Source organism: Eggerthella hominis (assembly GCF_014287365.1).
Taxonomy (GTDB): Bacteria; Actinomycetota; Coriobacteriia; order Coriobacteriales; family Eggerthellaceae; genus Eggerthella; species Eggerthella guodeyinii.
Genome location: NZ_JACOOA010000001.1, coordinates 572,839 through 591,507, shown reverse-complemented (window position 1 = coordinate 591,507; position 18,669 = coordinate 572,839). Strand labels below are relative to the sequence as shown.

Here is an 18,669-nt window from a genome sequence, read left to right as displayed (position 1 = left end):
ATGGCCGCGAACGCACGCGCGCACGACGACGCGCGCGACCATGCGCTGGCGGGAGGCGAGGACCGCGAGAGGAGCCGGGACCGGTCTATGGAGAGACGTACGTTTTTGAAGGCCGGCGCGCTGGCGGCCGCGGCCGCCGTGGCGCCCCTGTCCGGCTGCAGCTCTGCGGGGGCGGCGGGGGCCGAGGGCGAGACCGTGCGCCAAGCCATGGAGGCGCGGCAGTGGGGCTTCGTCATCGACGTGGAGAAGCTCAACGCCTCCGGCGTCATGGACCGCATCGTGCAGGCGTGCCACCACGCCCACAACGTGCCCGACACGGGCGACCCGAAAACCGAGATCAAGTGGATATGGGAGGACGATTTCGAGCACTCGTTCTCCGAGATCGACAGCGAGTACGCCAGCGAGCGCGTGGTGCAGCTGGGCTTCCCGCTGCTGTGCAACCACTGCGAGGAGCCGCCGTGCGTGCGCCTGTGCCCCACCGAGGCCACGTTCAAGCGCGCCGACGGCGTCGTGGTTATGGACTACCATCGCTGCATCGGCTGCCGGTTCTGCATGGCGGGCTGCCCCTACGGCGCCCGCAGCCTGAACTTCTTCGATCCGCGGCCCTATATCGACGAGCCGAACCCCGACTATCCCACGCGCTCGAAGGGCGTCGTGGAGAAGTGCATGCTGTGCTCCGAGCGCATCGACCAGGGGCTGGAGCCTTTGTGCGCCGAGCTGTCGGAGGGCGCCATCGTCTTCGGCGACCTGACCGATCCGGAGTCTGCCGCGCGCAAGGCGCTGGCCGAGCACTTCACCATCCGCCGGCGCGTGGAGCTGGGCACGGGCCCGAGCGTCTACTACATCGTGAACGGAGGCGAGGCGCATGCTTGAGAAGGCGTTGCACGGATCCAGGCTCTACTGGGCGTGGGTTGCCCTGCTCTTGGTCTGCATCGGCGTGGGCGTGGCCGCCTACGTGAACCAGTTCAACTACGGCCTGGGACTTACCGGCATGAGCCGCGACGTGAGCTGGGGCCTGTACATCTCCCAGTTCGTGTTCCTCGTGGGCGTGGCGGCCTCGGGCGTCATGGTGGCCATCCCGCTGTACCTGCACAACTTCAAGGAGTTCGGCAAGATCATCATCTTCGGCGAGTTCATGGCCGTGGCGGCCGTGCTCATGGCCGTGCTGTTCGTGCTCGTCGACCTGGGGTACCCCACGCGCGTGCTCAACGTGCTGCTGTACCCCTCGCCCCATTCCATGCTGTTCTGGGACATGTGCGTGCTGTCGGCGTACCTGCTGGTGAACATCCTCATCGGCTGGACGGTGCTCGGCGCCGAGCGCAAGGGCGTCAAGCCGCCGAAGTGGACGCGCATCCTGAGCTTCATCGCCATTCCGCTGGCCATCAGCATCCACACGGTCACGGCGTTTTTGATCGCCGGCCTGCCCGGGCGCGCGTACTGGCTCACGGCCATCATGGCGGCGCGCTTCCTGGCGTCGGCCTTCGCCGCCGGCCCGGCGCTGCTCATCGTCATCTGCTTCATCATGCGCAGGTTCACGACGTTCAAGGCGTCCGACAAGGCCATCGACACGCTCGCGAAGATCGTGTGCTACGCCATGATCGCCAACGTGTTCTTCTTCGTGCTGGAAATCTTCACGGCGTTCTACAGCAACATCCCCTCGCACATGGCCTCGCTCGAGTACCTGTTCTTCGGGCTCGACGGCTCGGGACAGCTCGTGCCGTTCATGTGGACGGCGGTGGTGCTGGCGTTTTTGGGCCTGTTCCTGCTGCTCGTGCCCAAGCTGCGACGCAACCACAAGACGCTTGTCGTGGCGCTTTTGGCCGTGTTCTTCGCGTGCTGGATCGACAAGGGCCTCGGCCTCGTCCTGGCCGGCTTCGTGCCCAACTCGTTCGAGCAGGTGGTGGACTACATCCCCAAGCTCAACGAGATCCTCGTCATCGTGGGCGTGTACGGCATCGGGTTCCTGGTGCTCACGGTGCTGTACAAGGTGGCCGTCGACGTGCACGAGCACGCCCTGGCGCCGGCGCACGGCGAGGACGGGGAGACCGCGGCGACGCCTGCGGAGTGAGAGTGGCTAGGTCTGCTGCGCCGCAGCGACTACCCATAGAAGGAAAGACGGATACGATCTGTAGGAGGTAGGTACCATGGCAGAGTTGCAAGTGGGGGACCGCGTTCTTCTTCTCGACGAGGACGGGTTCTTGGAGGACGCCACCCAGTGGGACGAGGAAGTTGCCGAGAAGCTGGCCGAAACCGAGGAGGTGGAGCTCACGCCCGAGCATTGGGCCGTCATCAACTACCTGCGCGGCTACTACGCCGAGTTCGGCGTGGCGCCGATGGTGCGCAAGATGCTGAAGGACACGGGCAAATCGAACGCCGAGATCTACGAGCTGTTCCCGAGCGGCCCGGGCAAGGGAGCGTGCAAGATCGCCGGCCTGCTCAAGCCGACCGGTTGCGTGTAGGCCCGCCCGGCGCCGCGCGCATGCAGGAAAACCGAACAGAGCAGGATGCCGGGGCATCGCCGCATGCGATGCCCCGGCTCATGATCGCCGCGCCCCATGGCCGCAGCGGGAAGACCGTGCTGACCCTGGGGCTGCTGCGCGCCTTGAGCGATCGCGGCCTCGCCGTGCAGCCGTTCAAGAAGGGTCCCGACTTCATCGACGCCGGGTGGCACGGCGCCGCGGCGCGCCGGGACGCGCGCAACCTCGACTGCTTCTTCATGGACGATCCCACGCTGCGCGCCGTGCTGAGCACGGCGGGGCGCGGGGCGGACCTGTGCGTGGTCGAGGGCGCCATGGGGCTGTTCGACGGCCTGGACGTGGAGGGCAGCAGCTCTTCGGCCGAGGTGGCGAAGCGCTTGGGGCTGCCCGTCGTGCTCGTGGTGGACGTGACGCGCATGACGCGGACGACGGCCGCCGTGGTGCAGGGCCTCGCGGGGTTCGACGACGGGCTGACCGTGGCCGGCGTCCTGCTCAACCGGGTGCAGGGTGCCCGGCAGGAGAAGCTCGTGCGGGCGGCGGTGGAGCGGTATTGCGGCATCCCCGTCGTGGGCGCGCTGCCGAAGGACGCGCGGATGGACATCCCCGATCGGCACCTCGGGTTGACGTCGAGCGCCGAGGCCCGCGACAAGGACGCGTTCCTCGACGACATCGCCGCGGTGGTCCGGCAGCACGTCGACCTCGACGCATTGCTGCGCATCGCGGCCACGGCGCCTCCCGTGCCGGACGAAGGGCCGCCTCGGCGCCCGGCCGCCCTCGCCGGCGGGGCCCGCGTGAAGATAGCGGTCGTCCGCGACCGCGCGTTCTCGTTCTACTATCCCGAGAACCTGCAGGCGCTCGAGGACGCGGGCGCCCAGCTCGTGTTCGCCGACAGCCTGGAGGACGCCTCCCTGCCCGAGGACGCGTGCGGGCTGTACGTGGGCGGCGGGTTCCCCGAGGTGTTCGCCGAGCAGCTGCACGGAAACGCCGCGTTCCGGGCGAGCGTGCGACGCTTCGCCGAGCGGGGCCTTCCCGTGTGCGCCGAGTGCGGCGGCCTCATGTACCTCGCGCGCCGGCTCACGTGCGCGCAGGGAACCTACGACATGGCCGGCGTGCTCGACCTCGACGTGGCGATGGAGGAGAAACGGCAGGGGCACGGCTACGCGGTGGCGGTGGCGGGCGAGGACCATCCGTGGCTGCCCGCCGGCACCGTGCTCACGGGGCACGAGCACCATCATTCGCGCGTGGCGCGCTGCGGCTCGCCGGTGCGCTTCGCCTACGAGAACGTGCGCGGCCGCGGCATCGCCGGACGATGCGACGGCGCGGTCCGCGACAACGTGGTCGCCAGCTACCTGCACGTGAACGCGCTCGCGTCGCCTTCCTGGGCCGCGGGCTTCGTGGGGGCCGCCCGGGCGAAGCGCGACGCGCGCGACGCGTGAGGCGCGCGCGCCGTCGGGTGCGCCCGCAGGGGGCCGAGGGGCTCCCGCGCCCCCTACCGTGCGCCCAGCACCCGCGTGTCTCCCTCGCGGCGGGTGATGCCCTGGGCGTCGAAGTACTCGAGCAGGGGGATGGCGTACTTCCTGCTCGTGCCCATCGCGTCCTTGAGCTCGGCCGCGGTGGCGGGGCCGGCGGACAGGCGGGCGCGCACGGCCTGCTCGAAGGCGGCCAGCGCGGCCGCGTCGAAGTAGAAGTCCGCGCCGACGCGCCGCACGAGTCCCTGCTTCTCGAGGCCGCCCAGCACGCGGTGGACGAGCGAGGCGTCCAGGCCGCTCGCCGCGACGAGCTCGCCCACGGCGGGCGGCGCGCCGGCCGCGGCGGCCAGCGTCTCGCGCAGCCGCGCGGCCGCCTGCTCCTCCAGCTTGCGCGCGCCGGCGCCGGCCTTCGGGTGGCTCACCTCGCCGCCGTCCGCCACCGCCATGCCGCGCGCGACGGCGTCGTCCATCAGCGCGTCGAAGCAGCTCGCGTCCAGGCGCGGCAGGCAGCGCCGACGCAGGGCGTCCTTCGCGATGCCGGCGGCCGACGGGCTCTCGGCGTGGAACTTCAGCAGCGCGTTCTCGATGGCGGCGCGCTGCTTCTGCAGCACGGAGGCCGTCGCGTAGCGCACCGCGCGCCCGCTGCCGCCTCCGAGGCGCACCGCGGCGTTGCCCGCGGCCAGCGCCTCGAGCTCGCGCGCGGCTGCGTCCTCCTCGAGCCCCGACAGCGCGGCCAACTCGGCGGCCGTGACGGGCGCGGTTGCCAGCGCGAACGCGGCGCGCGCCACGGCGGCCTCGTCGCCGCCGCGCAGCGCGTCGAGCAGCGCCGTCGCGCCGGGCGCGAGCGTGGTGGTGCGGCGCGGGCGCGCGCGCAGCACCTCGCCGCCGCCGACGACGTGCACGGGGGAGTACGAGCGCACGACGAAGCGGTCGCGCCAGGCCACGGGCAGCGGCTCGTCGAGGCGGATCTGCGCGTAGGCGCGCTCGCCCGCGGCGAGCGATTCCCGGCCGCCCATGAGCAGCACGCGGCCCGTGACCTCGCGCGTGCCGTGCGCCACGTGCACGCGCGCGCCGCTGGCGAGCGGCTTGCCCTTGCCGGGGACGCCCAGGTAGGCCAGCGACGCGTCGAAGCGATCGGTGGCGCTCGCGGCGCCCGGCGCGGCGAGGAAGTCGCCGGGGCGCACCTCGTCGACGGACACCGCGTTCAGGTTGAGGGCCACGCGGTGCCCGGCCTCGGCGCGCTCGACGGGCGCGCCGTGCACCTGCACGCTGCGCACGCGCGTGCGCAGGCCGGAGGGGAGCACCTCCACCTCGTCGCCCACCTGCGCCGTCCCGCTCCACAGGGTGCCCGTGACCACGGTGCCGGCGCCCTTGATGCTGAACACGCGGTCGACGGGCAGGCGCAGGCGCGTGCCGGCCTTCGCGCGGCGCGTCGTGCGCGCGGCGCGCGAGAGCGCCGCCTGCAGCTCGGGCAAACCGGCGCCCGTGCGGCTGGACACGGGCACGATCTCGGCTTCGGCGTAGGGGGTGCCGGACAGGCGCCCCCGCACCTCCTCGGCCATGAACAGCGCCCATTCCTCGTCCACGAGGTCGGTCTTCGTGAGCGCCACCACGCAGGTGCGGATGCCCAGCAGCTCGAGCACGGCGAGGTGCTCCACCGTCTGCGGCATGACGCCGTCGTCGGCGGCGATGCACAAAAGCGCCAGGTCGATGCCCGTCGATCCCGCGATCATCTGGCGCACGAACCGCTCGTGGCCCGGCACGTCCACCACGCCGAGCTTCGTGCCGTCCGGCAGGTCGAGGCGGGCGAAGCCCAGCTCGATGGTGATGCCGCGCTGCTTCTCCTCGGCCAGGCGGTCGGGGTCGGTGCCGGTCAGCGCCAGCACGAGCGACGACTTGCCGTGGTCGATGTGGCCGGCCGTGCCCAGCACGAGGTCGGTCTGCTTCGCCTCGCTCATGCCCGGCCCCTCTCGGCCTCGGCGTCGAGCGCGTCGAAGTAGGCGCGCACCGCCTCGGCTGCCTCGGCCAGCTCGTCCTCGGCCACGGTGCGCGCGTCCAGCAGCACGGCGTCGTGCTTGATGCGGCCCACCACGGGCACGTCGCGCCGCGCGATGAGGAGCGTCTCGCACCCCTGCGCGTCCCCGCGCAAAAACTCGATGCGCACCGCGTGCGAGTCGATGTCGCACAGCGGCAGCGCGCCGCCGCCCGCCCGCGCGGTCTCCGGCACGACGCCGACGCGCGCCGCGCCCGCGGGAAGCGCCGCCTCGACGGCCGCGGCCAGCCGCTCGGCGCGCTCGCGCACGGCCTCGCCCGACTCGGACAGCATGCGCAGCGTGGGGATGCGCACGAGCGCCGCAGCGGGGTCGAGGTACAGGCGCAGCGTGGCCTCGAGCGCGGCCAGCGTCATCTTGTCGAGGCGCATGGCGCGGGCGTAGGGGTTCTTCTTCAGGCGGTCGATGAACCGCTTCGCGCCCACGATGATGCCCGCCTGCGGCCCGCCCAGCAGCTTGTCGCCCGAGAACGACACGAGGTCGCAGCCCGCCTGCAGCGACTCGGCCACGGTGGGCTCGGCGAACGCCCCGAACGCCTCGAGGTTCAGAAACGCGCCCGACCCCTGGTCCTCGTACACGAGCAGCTCGCCCGCGCCCGGCTCGCCGGCCGCGGCGCGGCGCGCGTTCTCGGCGTCGGCCAGCGCGCGCAGGTCGCCTGCGGCCACGCCCTCGGTGAAGCCCACCACGCGGTAGTTGGAGGGATGCACCTTGAGCACCATCGAGGTATCGGCGCCGATGGCGCGCTCGTAGTCCGCCGCGTGCGTCTTGTTCGTGGTGCCCACCTCCACCATGCGGGCCTGCGACAGCTCCATGATGTCGGGGATGCGGAACGACCCGCCGATCTCCACGAGCTCGCCGCGCGACACCACGGCCTCGTGGCCGCGCGCGAACTCGTGGAGCACCATCATGACGGCCGCCGCGTTGTTGTTCACGGCCAGCGCCGCCTCGGCGCCGGTGAGGGTGCACACGAGGTCCTCGACGTGGTCGTGGCGGCTGCCGCGCGCCATCGCGTCGGTGTCGTACTCCAGCGTGGAGTAGCCGCGCGCCACGTCCTCCACGGCGCGGACGGCCTCGTCGGCCAGGGGGCTGCGCCCGAGGTTCGTGTGCACGACGATGCCGGTGGCGTTGACGACGCGGCGCAGCGAGGGCCGCGCCTTGGCCAGCGCGCGGGCGCGCACGGCGTCGGCCAGCGCGCGCTCGTCGATTCGGGCGCAGGCACCGGCGAGCACCGCCTGGCGCAGCTCGTCGACGGCCTCGCGCACGCAGTCGGCGAGCACGTTGCGGGGAACGAGCGACAGAAGCGCGCTCACCTCGGGCAGCTGGAGCATTTCCTCCACCTGCGGGAGCGCGCGGAGCAGGTCGGTGCGTGACGGATTCGCCATAAGAGCGCCTTTCTCGAACACGGGTGCGGGAGCGCGCGAGCCGAAGGGCGGCGCGCCCCAAAGTATACTACAGCGGCAGCATGCGCTTGAGCACGGCCTTGTCGAAGCTCAGCACGCGGTAGCCGCGCAGCACGTTGCGCGCGATGAGCATGCAGTCGGTGAAGTCGAGCGGCGTGGTGCCGAAGTAGCGGCACGCCAGCCGGATGACGTCCTCCTCGTTCACGCAGATGTCGTCGAGCAGCATGGTGAGCGCCTCGCCGATCATCGTGCGGGGCACGTTGTACACGTCGCGCAGCGTGACGGCCACGCGTGCGATGATCTCGGGATAGGTGTAGGCGCGCCCCGTGGCGATGACGGAGGCGGCCTCCTCGGCCTGCTTCTTGTTGTCGTTCAGCACGTAGCGCAGGATGACGGTCTCGTCGATGATGGTGAACATGCGGTCCCCTTACCTTTATATGTCGGTGTCCGCGCCGATGCGCAGCGAGGCGATCCAGGCGTCCCGCTCGCGCTCGCGTTTGGTGGGGCTTGCGAAGATGTTGAGGATGCCGAACGCCTTCCCCTGGCCTTTTTTCCGATGGCTGATGGGCGTGAAGGGCATCTGCTGCTCCAAAACGCTCTGGTTCGCGAATATTCTGATGGCTTCCGACAGGCTCGTCCCCATCGAGGCGTACAGCTCCTCGGCCTGTTTTTTCAACGCGGGGTCGATACGGGCCTGCACCACGCTCTCTTTCGCCATTTTTTGAACCTCCCGCTTTGTAAAAGTTCACAACTTGTACTTCGATTGTAGTACGCAAATCTCAATCGTCAAGGGGATTGCGGCAAGCGCGCGCACGAAAATCACCAGGGTCACTAAGGTGCCGAAATCGGGTGCCGAATCGGGTAGGATCATGCAAAACTATGCATACGAACAGGGGAAAAGCGAATAATCTCAACCGGGGGCGAGCACGAAGAATCATCCTTGACAGCTCGATTTCGCTTCCCTATGCTCGCGAAGAGTTCTGATTTTGGAGAAAATGTGCAGCGAGGAAACGGGGGAGGGGGGATCGAGCGCTGGCGGCTGCACGGAGTTCCATCCAGACGAGGAGGCGGACGCGGCACTGCGACGACGGCGGGAACCGTCGGCGCCCGTCTTCGAGATGAGACGAGAGAAGAGAACATGGGCAACAAATTCGTCATAGCGGACCCGGGGGTCTGCATAGGTTGCAAAACCTGCATGGCGGCCTGCCTCGCCAAGCACGACGTGTGCGAAGACGTGGCGCAAGCCCGCCTCAACCTGGTGACCACGCTGAGCGTCTCGGCCCCGATCGTATGCCACCACTGCGCGGACGCGCCGTGCGCGGCGGCCTGCCCGACCGGCGCGCTGTTCCTCGACCCCGAGCACGACCGCGTGGGCGTGCGCGCCGAGCGCTGCATCGGCTGCAGCAGCTGCGTCATGGCGTGCCCGTACGGCGCGGTGACGCTGGCTGCGAAGCACGTGACGTCGAGGATAGGCAACCTCGTCGTCGGCGAGAGCGACAAGCCGGTCGTCGTCAAGTGCGACCTGTGCGTCGATCGGGTGCAAGGCCCCGCCTGCGTGCAGGCCTGCCCCACGAAGGGGCTCGTGCTCGTGGACGAGAGCGCGCTCGAAGCGGGCGTCAAGCAGAAGAACATCGAAGCGGCGCGGGCGGCGGAGACGCTGTCGAGCCTGCCGCTCAATCCGGTGCTGGCATAGAGGAGGTTGGAGGTACGCATGGAGAAGCACATGGCCGTATGTCCCTACTGCGGAGCGGGCTGCAAGCTCGACCTGCTGGTGGAGGACGGCAAGGTCGTCGGAGCCGAAGGGCTCGACGGCATCACGAACCAAGGAGAGCTGTGCCTGAAGGGCCTGCACGGCTACGACTTCATCAACGACACGAAGATCCTCACCCCGCGCATCTACCATCCCATGATCCGTCGCGAGAAGGGCGCTCCGCTCGAGCGCGTCACGTGGGACGAGGCGCTCGACTTCACGGCGCGGAAGCTGACGGAGATCAAGGAGAAGTACGGCCCCGACTCCATCATGCTCACGGGCTCGTCCCGCGGGCCGGGCAACGAGGCCAACTACGTCATGCAGAAGTTCACGCGCGCCTGCATCGGGACAAACAACATAGACAACTGCGCCCGAACTTGACACGGCCCCACAGTCATCGGTCTGATGGACACAGTCGGTTCTGGTTGCATGAGCTGCTCGATCCCCGGTATGGAGGACGCGGGCTGCATTTTCCTGTTCGGGTACAACCCGAGCGCCTCGCACCCCATCGTGTCGCGCCGCATCGTGCGCGCCAAGGAGAAGGGTGCCAAGATCATCGTCGCCGACCCGCGCGTCATCGAAACCGCGCGCATCGCCGACATCTACCTGCAGATCAACAACGGGTGCAACGTCGCGTTCCTCAACGCGTTCATGAACGCGATCGTCACCGAGAACCTGCATGACAAGCGCTTCATCGAAGAGCATACGAACGGCTTCGCCGAGTGGTGGGAGACCGTCAAGGACTACACCCCCGAATCCGTAGCCCACATCACGGGCGTCGATCCCGAGGACATGCGCCGCGCGGCGCGCATGTACGCCACCGCCGAGCCCTCGTCCATCGTGGGCTGGGGCATGGGCGTGGCCCAGCAGAAGCAGAACGTGCTGACGGTGCACTCGCTGGCGGCGCTCGCCTGCATCACCGGGCAGATCGGCAAGCCGAACGCGGGCCTGGCGCCCGTGCGCGGCCAGAACAACGTGCAGGGCAGCTGCGACATGGGCATGCTGCCGAACTTCTACCCGGGCTACCAGAAGGTCACCGACCCCGCCGTGCGCGAGAAGTTCGCGAAGGGGTGGGGCGTGCCGCTCGAGCGCCTGTCCGACCACGAGGGCTACAAGCTCACCGACGTGGGCCACAACGTGGACGAGGGCAAGGTGCACGCGTTCTACAACTTCGGCGAGGACCCGCTGCAAACCGAGCCCGACGCCATCGAGCTCAAGCGCCAGCTGGGCGACCTCGACCTCTTCATCTGCCAGGACATCTTCATGACGCAGACCACCATGCTGGCCGACGTCATCTTCCCGGGCACGTCCTGGGGCGAGCACGAGGGCGTGTTCACCGCGTCCGACCGCACGTTCCAGCGCTTCACGGCCGCGGTGCCGCCGAAGGGCGAGTGCAAGCACGACTGGCAGATCTTCTCCGAGCTGTCCAGCCGCATGGGCTATCCCATGCACTACGAGGACACCCAGGAGATATGGGACGAGATGCGCGGGCTGTGCCCGTCGTTCTACGGCGCCACCTACGAGAAGATGGAGGGCACGGGGCACGCCCAGTGGCCCATCCCGACCGTCGAGCATCCCGGCACGCCCGACATGTACCTGGGCGGAAAGTTCACCACGCCCGACAACCGCGCGAACCTCATGGCACATACGTGGGAGCCTCCCACCGAGCTGCCCGACGAGGAGTACCCGCTCATCCTGTGCACGGTGCGCGAGGTGGGGCACTACTCCTGCCGCTCGATGACCGGCAACTGCCGCGCCCTGTCGCTTCTGGCCGAAGAGCCCGGCGAGCTGCACATCCACCCGTCCGACGCGCAGGCGCGCGGCATCCGCGACGGCGAGCTCGTGCGCGCGTTCTCGCGCCGCGGCGAGGCCATGAGCCGCGCGGTGGTGGACGAGCGCATCAACGAGGGCACGGTGTACATGACGTACCAGTGGTGGATCGGCAAGTGCAACAACCTCACGCTCCATGCCGTCGACCCGCGCTCGCACACGCCCGAGGACAAGTTCAGCGCCTGCCAGGTGGTGGCGATCGAGGACCAGGTGTGGGCCGAGCAGCACCTCCAGGAGCTCTACGAGGCGCTGAAGCAGGACCTGTCCGACCTCGCTTCCGTCCAGGATGTCGATCCGGTCGAGGCGGCGCGCCTGCGCGCGGCCGAAGCCGCGGGCGAGCCGGTGCTGGCTTAGTCGTTTTGAGGCCGACGCGGCCCGGGAGCGCGCTTGTCCCGGGCCGCTCCAAGATGAGGAGCGGATGTGAATCGATTTATTGCCATCAACCCCGACGCGTGCATCGGTTGCGGCACGTGCCGGGCGGCGTGTAGCGAGGGGCACCGGGAGGCGGGCCTGCAGGCCGAGCCCCGGTTGTCCCTCGTCATGACGCGCGACGTGTCCGCCGCGGTCACCTGCCACCACTGCGAGGGGGCGCCCTGCCTGCAGGTGTGCCCCGTCAACGCCATCGAGAAGGAGGACGGCGCGGTGCACGTGAGCGAGCAACGCTGCATCGGATGCAAGCTGTGCGCCATCGTGTGCCCGTTCGGGGCCATCCATCCCTCCGGCACGTCCATCGCGGGCGTGGCCGGCGTGAAGGTGAGCACCCCGACGTACCCCGCCAGCTTGGACCCGCTGCTGCGGTGGGAGATCGGCGTGTACACGCGCGCCGTCAAGTGCGATCTGTGCAGCTACGACGAGGCCGGCCCGCACTGCGTGCCCGCGTGCCCCACCGATGCGCTCGTCTACGTCGAGCCGCGCGACGTCGTCGAGGCCGGCAAGGGCAAGCGCCTCGCGGCCGCCGCCGGCAACGACGCCATGCAGCCCGAGATCGCAGCGATAAGGAGGACGCGATGAGTGCGGTGAACCTGTTAGTGATCTCGCTGGCGCTGTCGTGCGTCGGAGGCGTGGCCGCGCTCGTGCTCAAGCGGGCCGAGAACGCCTCCAAGACGGTCGCCTGCGTGCTCGGCGCCCTCGCGGCGCTGTTCGGCTTCGGCTCGGCGCTCGCGGCCGTGTTCGGCCCGGCCGAGCTGGTCAGCGTGGCGACGCCGTTCTCGTTCGCGTCGTTCACGCTGCTGCTCAACCCGCTTGCGGGCCTGCTGGTAGGCGTGATCTCGCTGCTCGCGTTCGCGGCGTGGATCTACGGCCTCGCGTACATGGACGAGTATCGGGGCAAGGGCATCGGCGTCATGGGGTTCTTCATGAGCTTCTTCATCGCCTCCATGAACCTGGTCATCTGCTCCGACAACGCGTTCTGGTTCCTCGTGTTCTTCGAGCTGATGTCGCTGACCTCGTACTTCCTGGTCATCATCGAGCAGGACGAGAAGTCCATCCGCGGCGGCTTCCTGTACCTGATCATGGCGCACGTGGGCTTCCTGCTCATCATGATCGCCTTCTTCACCATGGCGGGCATCACGGGCTCCTTCGAGTTCAGCTCGTTCAGGGAGACGGCGTTCGCGCCGGCGGTGGCCTCGCTCGTGTTCCTGCTGGCCTTCATCGGCTTCGGCTGCAAGGCGGGCATGGTGCCGTTCCATTCCTGGCTGCCCCAGGCGCACCCGGCGGCGCCCTCGAACGTGTCGGCGCTCATGTCGGGCGGCATGATCAAGATCGGCGTGTTCGGCATCGTGAAGGTGGGCCTCGATCTGCTGGCGGCCTCGGGCTGCGAGCTGTGGTGGGGCGTGACGGTGCTCGTGTTCGGCGCGGTGTCGTCGGTGCTCGGCGTGGTGTACGCGCTGGCGGAGCACGACATCAAGCGCCTGCTCGCCTATCACTCGGTGGAGAACGTCGGCATCATCCTCTTGGGCGTGGGCGCCGGCTTCATCGGCGTGGCCCTGGGCCAGCCGGTGTTGGCGGCCGTCGGGCTCATGGCCGGCTTCTATCACCTGCTGAACCATGCGGTGTTCAAGGGGCTGCTGTTCTTCGGCGCCGGCTCGGTGCTGTTCAGCACCGGCACGCGCAACATGGAGAAGATGGGCGGCCTCGCCCGCGCCATGCCGGTCACCGCGATGTGCTTCCTCATCGGGTCGCTGGCCATCTCGGCCATCCCGCCGCTCAACGGCTTCGTGTCCGAGTGGTTCACGTACCAGTCGCTGTTCAACGCGGCGTTCGCCGGCGATTCCATCGTGAAGATATTCGCGGCGTTCGGCGCGGTGGCGCTCGCCCTCACCGGCGCGCTGGCCGTCACGTGCTTCGTGAAGGCCTACGGCGTGACGTTCCTGTCGGCGCCGCGCTCCGAGGCGGCCGCCCGGGCGCGCGAGGTGGGCGCTCCCATGAAGGCGGGCATGATCCTGTTGGCCGCCGTCTGCGTGGTCCTCGGCATCGGCGCGCCGTGGGTGGCGCCCGCCATGGAGCATATCGCCTCGGCGACGCTGGCGGCCCCGTCCGCCACCGTGGCGCTGGGCGCGATGCTCGTGAACCCGGAGCTGGGCTCGCTCGTGTCGCCGCCGCTTCTGGCCGTGCTGCTGGTCGCGTTCGTCGCGGTTCCCATCGTGCTGCGCGCCGTGCTGGGCAAGGGCGGCCAGGGCGTGCGCAAGGACCCGTGGGCGTGCGGCTACGCCCCCGATGCGCAGATGCCCGTCGTCGCGACGAGCTTCGCCTCCGAGGTGGAGATGTTCCTCGAGCCGCTCTACCGCATCCGCGCCATCGTGTCGCGGCAGAGCGGGAAGTTCGTGGCCCTGTTCCAAGGCACGGTGAGGGGCGCCGAGGTTGCCCAGGACGTGGGCGACAAGTACCTCGTCGATTCGGTGGCCGCGTTCGTCACCTGGCTTTCCCGTAAGGTGCAGAAGGTCGAAGGGGGAGACTTCCGCGTGTACATCGTGTACATCGTGGTGGCGCTCGTCTTCTTCCTCTGCCTGTCCGTCCTGGTGAAGTAGGAGGTGCGCCATGACTGAAATCATCATCGCAATCGTGCAGTCCCTCCTGCTCGTGCTTGCGGCGCCGCTCGTGTCGGGCACCGCGCGCTGGATGCGCGCCAAGATGCACACGCGCCGCGGCCCCTCGGTGCTGCAGGACTACTACGATATCTTCAAGCTGCTGAAGCGGCAGGACCTACATACGGCGAACTCGAGCTTCGTGTCGCGCCTCATGCCCCCGCTGTTCTTCGGCACGATGCTCGTGCTGGCGTGCGGCATGCCCATGATCACGCGGCTGTGTCCCATCCCGGTGCTCGGCGACATCATCACCATCATCTACCTCATGGCCCTGCCGCGCTTCTTCTTCGCGCTGGCGGCCGTGGACAGCTCCAACGCCTACGCGGGCGTCGGCGGCATCCGCGAGCTGCTCGTGGGCGTGCTCGTGGAGCCGTCCATGATGCTGGCGCTGTTCGTGGCCGCCCTTGCCACGGGCACCACCAACATCGGCGAGATGGGCCTCATGGTGGGCTCGCTTGCCGCCGGCTCGCCCGTGGCCGTCGTGGTGGCCGCCGCGGCCTTCGCCATCGCCTGCTACGTCGAGCTGGGCAAGCTGCCCTACGACATGGCCGAGGCCGAGCAGGAGATCCAAGAGGGCCCGCTGGCCGAGTACTCCGGCCCGTCGCTCGCGCTCGTGAAAATGTCCATGTCCATGAAGCAGGTGCTCGTGGTCAGCTGGTTCGTCGCGGTGTTCCTGCCGTTCGGCAGCGCCGTGGAGCTCACGCTGCCGGCGCTGGCCGTGGGCGCGCTCGTCTACCTCGTGAAGGTGGCGGCCATCTTCTTCGTCTGCACATTCGTCGAGAACCTCGTGGCGCGCGTGCGCTACAAGCTCATGGGGCGCCAGACGTGGACGGTCGTGGGCGTGTCGGTGCTGGCGTTCGTGTTCTGCGTCCTGGGCGTATAGGGGAGAGGAGGAACTGAATCATGATTGGAATGGATATGTCCCTTCTCGCCATCGCCGCCATCGTCGTGCCCTTCGCGGCGGCGCTCGCCATCGTGGTGAGCCCGCAGCGCGCCGCCAAGTGGTGGTGCGTGGGCGCGGCCGCCGTGTCGACGGCGCTCACGCTGGCCGTGTGGGCCGCGTTCGCGGGAAGCGGCGAGGAATCCGTCACGGTGACGCTCGCCATGCTGGGAGATGCCGAGGTGATCGGCCTCGTGTTCGACAAGGTGAGCGTGCTGTTGGCTCCCTGCTTCGTGGGCATCGGCCTGCTGATCGGCATCTACTCGATCGGCTACATGAACGCGGGCAACCGCGAGCACGCCGACGCGCCGAGGCGCAGGTTCTACGCGTTCTTCACGGTGTTCATCGGCGCCATGGCCGGCGTCGTGTTCAGCTCGACCGTGGTCGGCCAGCTCATGTTCTTCGAGATCACGGGCGCGTGCTCGTGGGCGCTCATCGGCTACTACGACACGCCCACGGCGCGCAAGTCGGCCATGAAGGCGCTCATCCTCACGCACATCGCCTCCATCGGGCTGTACGTGGCCGCCGGCGCGCTGTTCGTGCAGACCGGCACGTTCGAGGTGTCGGCTATCGCGCAGCTCGACGGCTGGTGGAAGGCGTTCGTGCTGCTGTGCGTGCTGTTCGCGGCCTGGGGCAAGTCGGCCCAGCTGCCGCTGTACATGTGGCTGCCCTCCGCCATGGAGGCCCCCACGCCGGTGTCGGCGTACCTGCACGGCGCGTCCATGGTGAAGGTGGGCGTGGCGGTGTTCGCCCGCGAGCTCATCGGCGCGGGGCAGGTGCCCGAGGTGGTGGGCTGGGTCGTGGTGATCGGCGCCATCGCCACCATGCTGTTCAGCTTCTTCATGTACCTGCCGCAAAAGGACATGAAGCGTCTGCTGGCGTTCTCCACCATCTCGCAGCTGTCCTACATCTTCCTGGGCTTCGGGTTCTACATCTTCGGCAGCGACCTCGCCTTCGAGGGCGGCGTCATGCACATGTTCAACCACGCCTTCGCGAAGACCTTGTTCTTCCTGGTGGCAGGCGCGTTCAGCTACACGCTGGGCACGCGCATGCTGCCCAAGATCAAAGGCGTGCTCAAGAAGCAGCCGCTGCTGGGCGTGGCGTTCGCGTTCGCGGCGCTCGCCATCGCGGGCGTGCCGCCCATGAACGGCTTCTTCAGCAAGTTCGCCATCTTCTCGGGCAGCTTCGCGGTGGCCGAGGGCAACTGGATCCTCATGCTCATCGTGGTGGTGGCGCTGCTCGAGACGGTGGGCTGCTTCGCCTGGTTCCTCAAGTGGATGGGAAGCGTGCTGCCCGGCGAGCCGTCCCCGACGGTCGCCGACGCGGCGCCCCTGCCCAAGCCCATGATCGGCGTGTTCGTCGTACTGATGGTCATGACGGTGTGCTCGAGCTTCATCGCCGCCGCGTGGTTGGGGTGAGGAGATCGAAATGACTGGATATACCTTGGTTAACATACTGGGCGGCCTGCTGATCGTGACCTCGATGCTGGTCGTGCTGTCCAAGACGCCGACGCGCGCGGCCTACGTGTACGCGGCCCAATCGGTCGTGCTCGTGACGCTGTTCGTGGCGCTGGGCAGCGTGACGGGATCGGTGGAGCTGTTCACCTGGGCCGGCACCGCCTTCGTCACGAAGGTGCTCGTCGTGCCCGGCATCATCCTGTACGCGTGCAAGAAGATGGGCGACGCGGGCGCGGGGCTGTCGCCGAAGATCACGCCGGTCAAGAGCATCGCCATCATCGCGGTGGAGGTGTTCCTGTGCTTCGTCGTGGTGCAGGGGATCGACCTGCCGACGGCCGCGGAGGTGAAGCCGGCGCTGGCCATCTCGCTCGCGCACTTCTTCATCGGCCTCACCTGCATCGTCACGCAGCGCAACATCGTGAAGCAGATCTTCGGGTACTGCCTCATGGAGAACGGCTCGCACGTGACGCTGGCGCTGCTGGCGCCCGAGGCCCCCGAGCTCGTGGAGGTGGGCATCGCCACCGACGCGTTCTTCGCGGTGATCATCATGGCCGTGGTGGCCGTGCGCATCTACCGCACCGCGCACACGCTGGATGCCGACGACCTCATGGAATTGAAAGGGTAGGGGTGAGCCATGGATTACTCAATGCTGGTCATCGTGCTCATGGCGTTGCCGCTCGCCGCGTCGCTCGTCATGGCCGCGCTGCCGTCGAAGAGCGTGCCGCGCGGCCTGTACGAGGCCGTGCACCTCGCGTCGCTCGCCGGCGTGCTCGTGCTCGCGCTCTTCCTGACGTCGCAGGTGGTGATCTCGGGCGAGGCGGTGAACGCCGTCGGCCTGTGGTTCCACCTCGACGCGCTCGGCAGCGTGTTCGTGGCGCTCATCGGCACGATCGGGTTCCTCACCGGCTTCTACTCGCTGGGCTACATCCGCCACGACGTTGAGATCGGGCACATGACCCCGTCGCAGGTGAAGCAGTACTACGTGTTCTTCAGCCTGTTCGTGTTCACCATGCTCGTGGTGGCGCTGTCCAACAACATCATCATGATGTGGGTGGCCATCGAGGCCACGACGCTGTCCACGGTGTTCCTCGTGGGCGCCTACTCCACGAAGCTCTCGCTCGAGGCTGCGTGGAAGTACGTCATCGTGTGCACCGCCGGCGTGGCGTTCGGCCTGTACGGCACCGTGCTCGTGTACGCCAACGCGGCCGACGTGATGGCCGACGCGCATCAGGCCGTGTTCTGGACGTCGCTTCTGCCGTACGCCTCGCAGTTCGACGTCGTGCTCATGCAGATCGCGTTCGTGTTCGCCGCCATCGGCTTCGGCACGAAGGCCGGCCTGTTCCCCATGCACACGTGGCTGCCCGACGCGCACTCCGAGGCGCCGAGCCCCGTGTCCGGCCTGCTGTCGGGCGTGCTGCTGAAATGCGCCATGCTCATCATCATCCGGTTCTACATCCTGGCCGTGCAGGCCATCGGCCCGGACTTCCCGCAGACGCTCATGCTGGTGCTGGGCATCCTGTCGGTGGCGTTCGCCGCGTTCGCCGTGTTCTCGCAGGACGACCTCAAGCGCAAGCTGGCCTACAGCTCGTGCGAGAACGTGGGCGTCGTGGCCCTGTGCCTGGGCTTCGGCGGCCCGCTCGGCGTGGCGGCGGCGCTCCTGCACTGCATCTTCCACGGCTTCACGAAGGCGCTGCTGTTCTGCCTGTCGGGCAACGTGTTGATGAAGTACGGCACCCGCGACCTCAACAAGATCAGCGGCATCCTGAAGGTGGCCCCGGCCACGGGCGTGCTGCTGGCCGTCGGCCTGTTCGCGCTGTCGGGCTTCCCGCCGTTCGCCATGTTCCTGTCCGAGGTCATGGCCTTCGTGGCCGGCATCGTGGCGGGCCAGATCGTGCTTGTGGTGGTGTTCGCCCTCGCGCTGACCGTGGTCATCGCGGCGCTGACGCACGTGGTGACGCACGCGGTGATGGGCAAGGAGCCCGAGGGCATGAAGAAGGGCGACGTGGGCGTGCTGGCGCTGCTGCCCGAGTTCGTGCTGGCAGCCGTGGTGCTGTGGTTCGGCGTGGCGCTTCCCCAGCCGGTGCTGTCCGGCGTCGAGGAGGCCACGGCCGTCGTGCTGCAGCAGGATACCGACGTGCTGCACGAGGCGCCGCTGTTCAAGGATCTGTTCGCTGCGACCGAAGGCGCGCGCAACGCCCCGTCCGAGTAGGAG

Annotated in this window: 16 protein-coding genes; 12 read left to right on the top strand and 4 right to left on the bottom strand. The window is 68.6% G+C overall.

The window, feature by feature from the left end; genetic code table 11:
- The 4 genes from dsrO to H8S61_RS02605 all read left to right on the top strand — a co-directional run bounded on the left by dsrO (position 1) and on the right by H8S61_RS02605 (position 3,913).
- Positions 1 to 873 carry a sulfate reduction electron transfer complex DsrMKJOP subunit DsrO gene (gene dsrO, locus H8S61_RS02620; protein ID WP_244977510.1) on the top strand — a complete coding sequence of 291 codons (873 nt, stop codon included), beginning with the start codon at positions 1 to 3 and terminating at the stop codon, positions 871 to 873.
- Positions 866 to 2,068 carry a sulfate reduction electron transfer complex DsrMKJOP subunit DsrP gene (dsrP, locus tag H8S61_RS02615; RefSeq protein ID WP_160942418.1) on the top strand — a complete coding sequence of 401 codons (1,203 nt, stop codon included), beginning with the start codon at positions 866 to 868 and terminating at the stop codon, positions 2,066 to 2,068. Before dsrO ends, dsrP begins: the two co-directional genes overlap by 8 nt.
- 76 nt (positions 2,069 to 2,144) lie before the next feature.
- A complete protein-coding gene (locus tag H8S61_RS02610; protein ID WP_154332054.1) occupies positions 2,145 to 2,459 on the top strand; it encodes a TusE/DsrC/DsvC family sulfur relay protein in 315 nt (104 codons plus the stop codon).
- A gap of 68 nt (positions 2,460 to 2,527) precedes the next feature.
- The gene (locus H8S61_RS02605; RefSeq protein ID WP_186937859.1) at positions 2,528 to 3,913 is read left to right on the top strand and encodes a cobyrinic acid a,c-diamide synthase CobB; all 1,386 of its coding nucleotides are present in this window, start codon (positions 2,528 to 2,530) and stop codon (positions 3,911 to 3,913) included.
- 53 nt (positions 3,914 to 3,966) lie between these two features.
- On the opposite strand, the gene selB is transcribed toward H8S61_RS02605, so the two are convergent.
- The 4 genes from selB to H8S61_RS02585 all read right to left on the bottom strand — a co-directional run bounded on the left by selB (position 3,967) and on the right by H8S61_RS02585 (position 8,115).
- The gene (gene selB, locus H8S61_RS02600) at positions 3,967 to 5,904 is read right to left on the bottom strand and encodes a selenocysteine-specific translation elongation factor (protein WP_186937858.1); all 1,938 of its coding nucleotides are present in this window, start codon (positions 5,902 to 5,904) and stop codon (positions 3,967 to 3,969) included.
- Positions 5,901 to 7,379 (bottom strand): L-seryl-tRNA(Sec) selenium transferase, encoded by a 1,479-nt coding sequence (gene selA / locus H8S61_RS02595; protein WP_186937857.1) that lies wholly within the window; start codon positions 7,377 to 7,379, stop codon positions 5,901 to 5,903. The genes selB and selA overlap by 4 nt, the downstream gene beginning before the upstream one ends.
- Before the next feature lie 67 nt (positions 7,380 to 7,446).
- Positions 7,447 to 7,815: a type II toxin-antitoxin system VapC family toxin gene (locus H8S61_RS02590; RefSeq protein WP_160942422.1), complete on the bottom strand. Its 369-nt coding sequence runs from the start codon at positions 7,813 to 7,815 to the stop codon at positions 7,447 to 7,449.
- A gap of 15 nt (positions 7,816 to 7,830) precedes the next feature.
- Positions 7,831 to 8,115: a type II toxin-antitoxin system RelB/DinJ family antitoxin gene (locus H8S61_RS02585; RefSeq protein WP_160942423.1), complete on the bottom strand. Its 285-nt coding sequence runs from the start codon at positions 8,113 to 8,115 to the stop codon at positions 7,831 to 7,833.
- Positions 8,116 to 8,535: 420 nt separating this feature from the next.
- On the opposite strand from H8S61_RS02585, the gene H8S61_RS02580 reads away from it, so the two are divergent.
- The 8 genes from H8S61_RS02580 (at position 8,536) to H8S61_RS02545 (ending at position 18,666) form a co-directional block, all read left to right on the top strand.
- A complete protein-coding gene (locus tag H8S61_RS02580; protein ID WP_186937856.1) occupies positions 8,536 to 9,090 on the top strand; it encodes a 4Fe-4S dicluster domain-containing protein in 555 nt (184 codons plus the stop codon).
- Between the two features lie 18 nt (positions 9,091 to 9,108).
- Positions 9,109 to 11,331 (top strand): formate dehydrogenase subunit alpha, encoded by a 2,223-nt coding sequence (gene fdhF, locus H8S61_RS02575; RefSeq protein WP_160942425.1) that lies wholly within the window; start codon positions 9,109 to 9,111, stop codon positions 11,329 to 11,331.
- A 66-nt stretch (positions 11,332 to 11,397) separates the two neighbouring features.
- Positions 11,398 to 11,988, top strand: coding sequence for a 4Fe-4S dicluster domain-containing protein (locus tag H8S61_RS02570; RefSeq protein WP_186937855.1), 591 nt, complete (start codon positions 11,398 to 11,400; stop codon positions 11,986 to 11,988).
- The gene (gene hyfB / locus H8S61_RS02565; protein WP_186937854.1) at positions 11,985 to 14,003 is read left to right on the top strand and encodes a hydrogenase 4 subunit B; all 2,019 of its coding nucleotides are present in this window, start codon (positions 11,985 to 11,987) and stop codon (positions 14,001 to 14,003) included. The genes H8S61_RS02570 and hyfB overlap by 4 nt, the downstream gene beginning before the upstream one ends.
- A gap of 10 nt (positions 14,004 to 14,013) precedes the next feature.
- On the top strand, positions 14,014 to 14,943 hold the full coding sequence (locus H8S61_RS02560; protein WP_186937853.1) for a respiratory chain complex I subunit 1 family protein: 930 nt from the start codon (positions 14,014 to 14,016) through the stop codon (positions 14,941 to 14,943).
- A 20-nt stretch (positions 14,944 to 14,963) separates the two neighbouring features.
- On the top strand, positions 14,964 to 16,418 hold the full coding sequence (locus H8S61_RS02555; protein WP_160942429.1) for a hydrogenase 4 subunit D: 1,455 nt from the start codon (positions 14,964 to 14,966) through the stop codon (positions 16,416 to 16,418).
- Positions 16,419 to 16,428: 10 nt separating this feature from the next.
- Complete coding sequence (hyfE, locus tag H8S61_RS02550) at positions 16,429 to 17,082, top strand: hydrogenase 4 membrane subunit (protein ID WP_160942430.1); 654 nt, start codon at positions 16,429 to 16,431, stop codon at positions 17,080 to 17,082.
- Between the two features lie 9 nt (positions 17,083 to 17,091).
- On the top strand, positions 17,092 to 18,666 hold the full coding sequence (locus H8S61_RS02545; protein WP_160942431.1) for a hydrogenase 4 subunit F: 1,575 nt from the start codon (positions 17,092 to 17,094) through the stop codon (positions 18,664 to 18,666).
- The last annotated feature ends 3 nt before the right edge of the window (positions 18,667 to 18,669 follow it).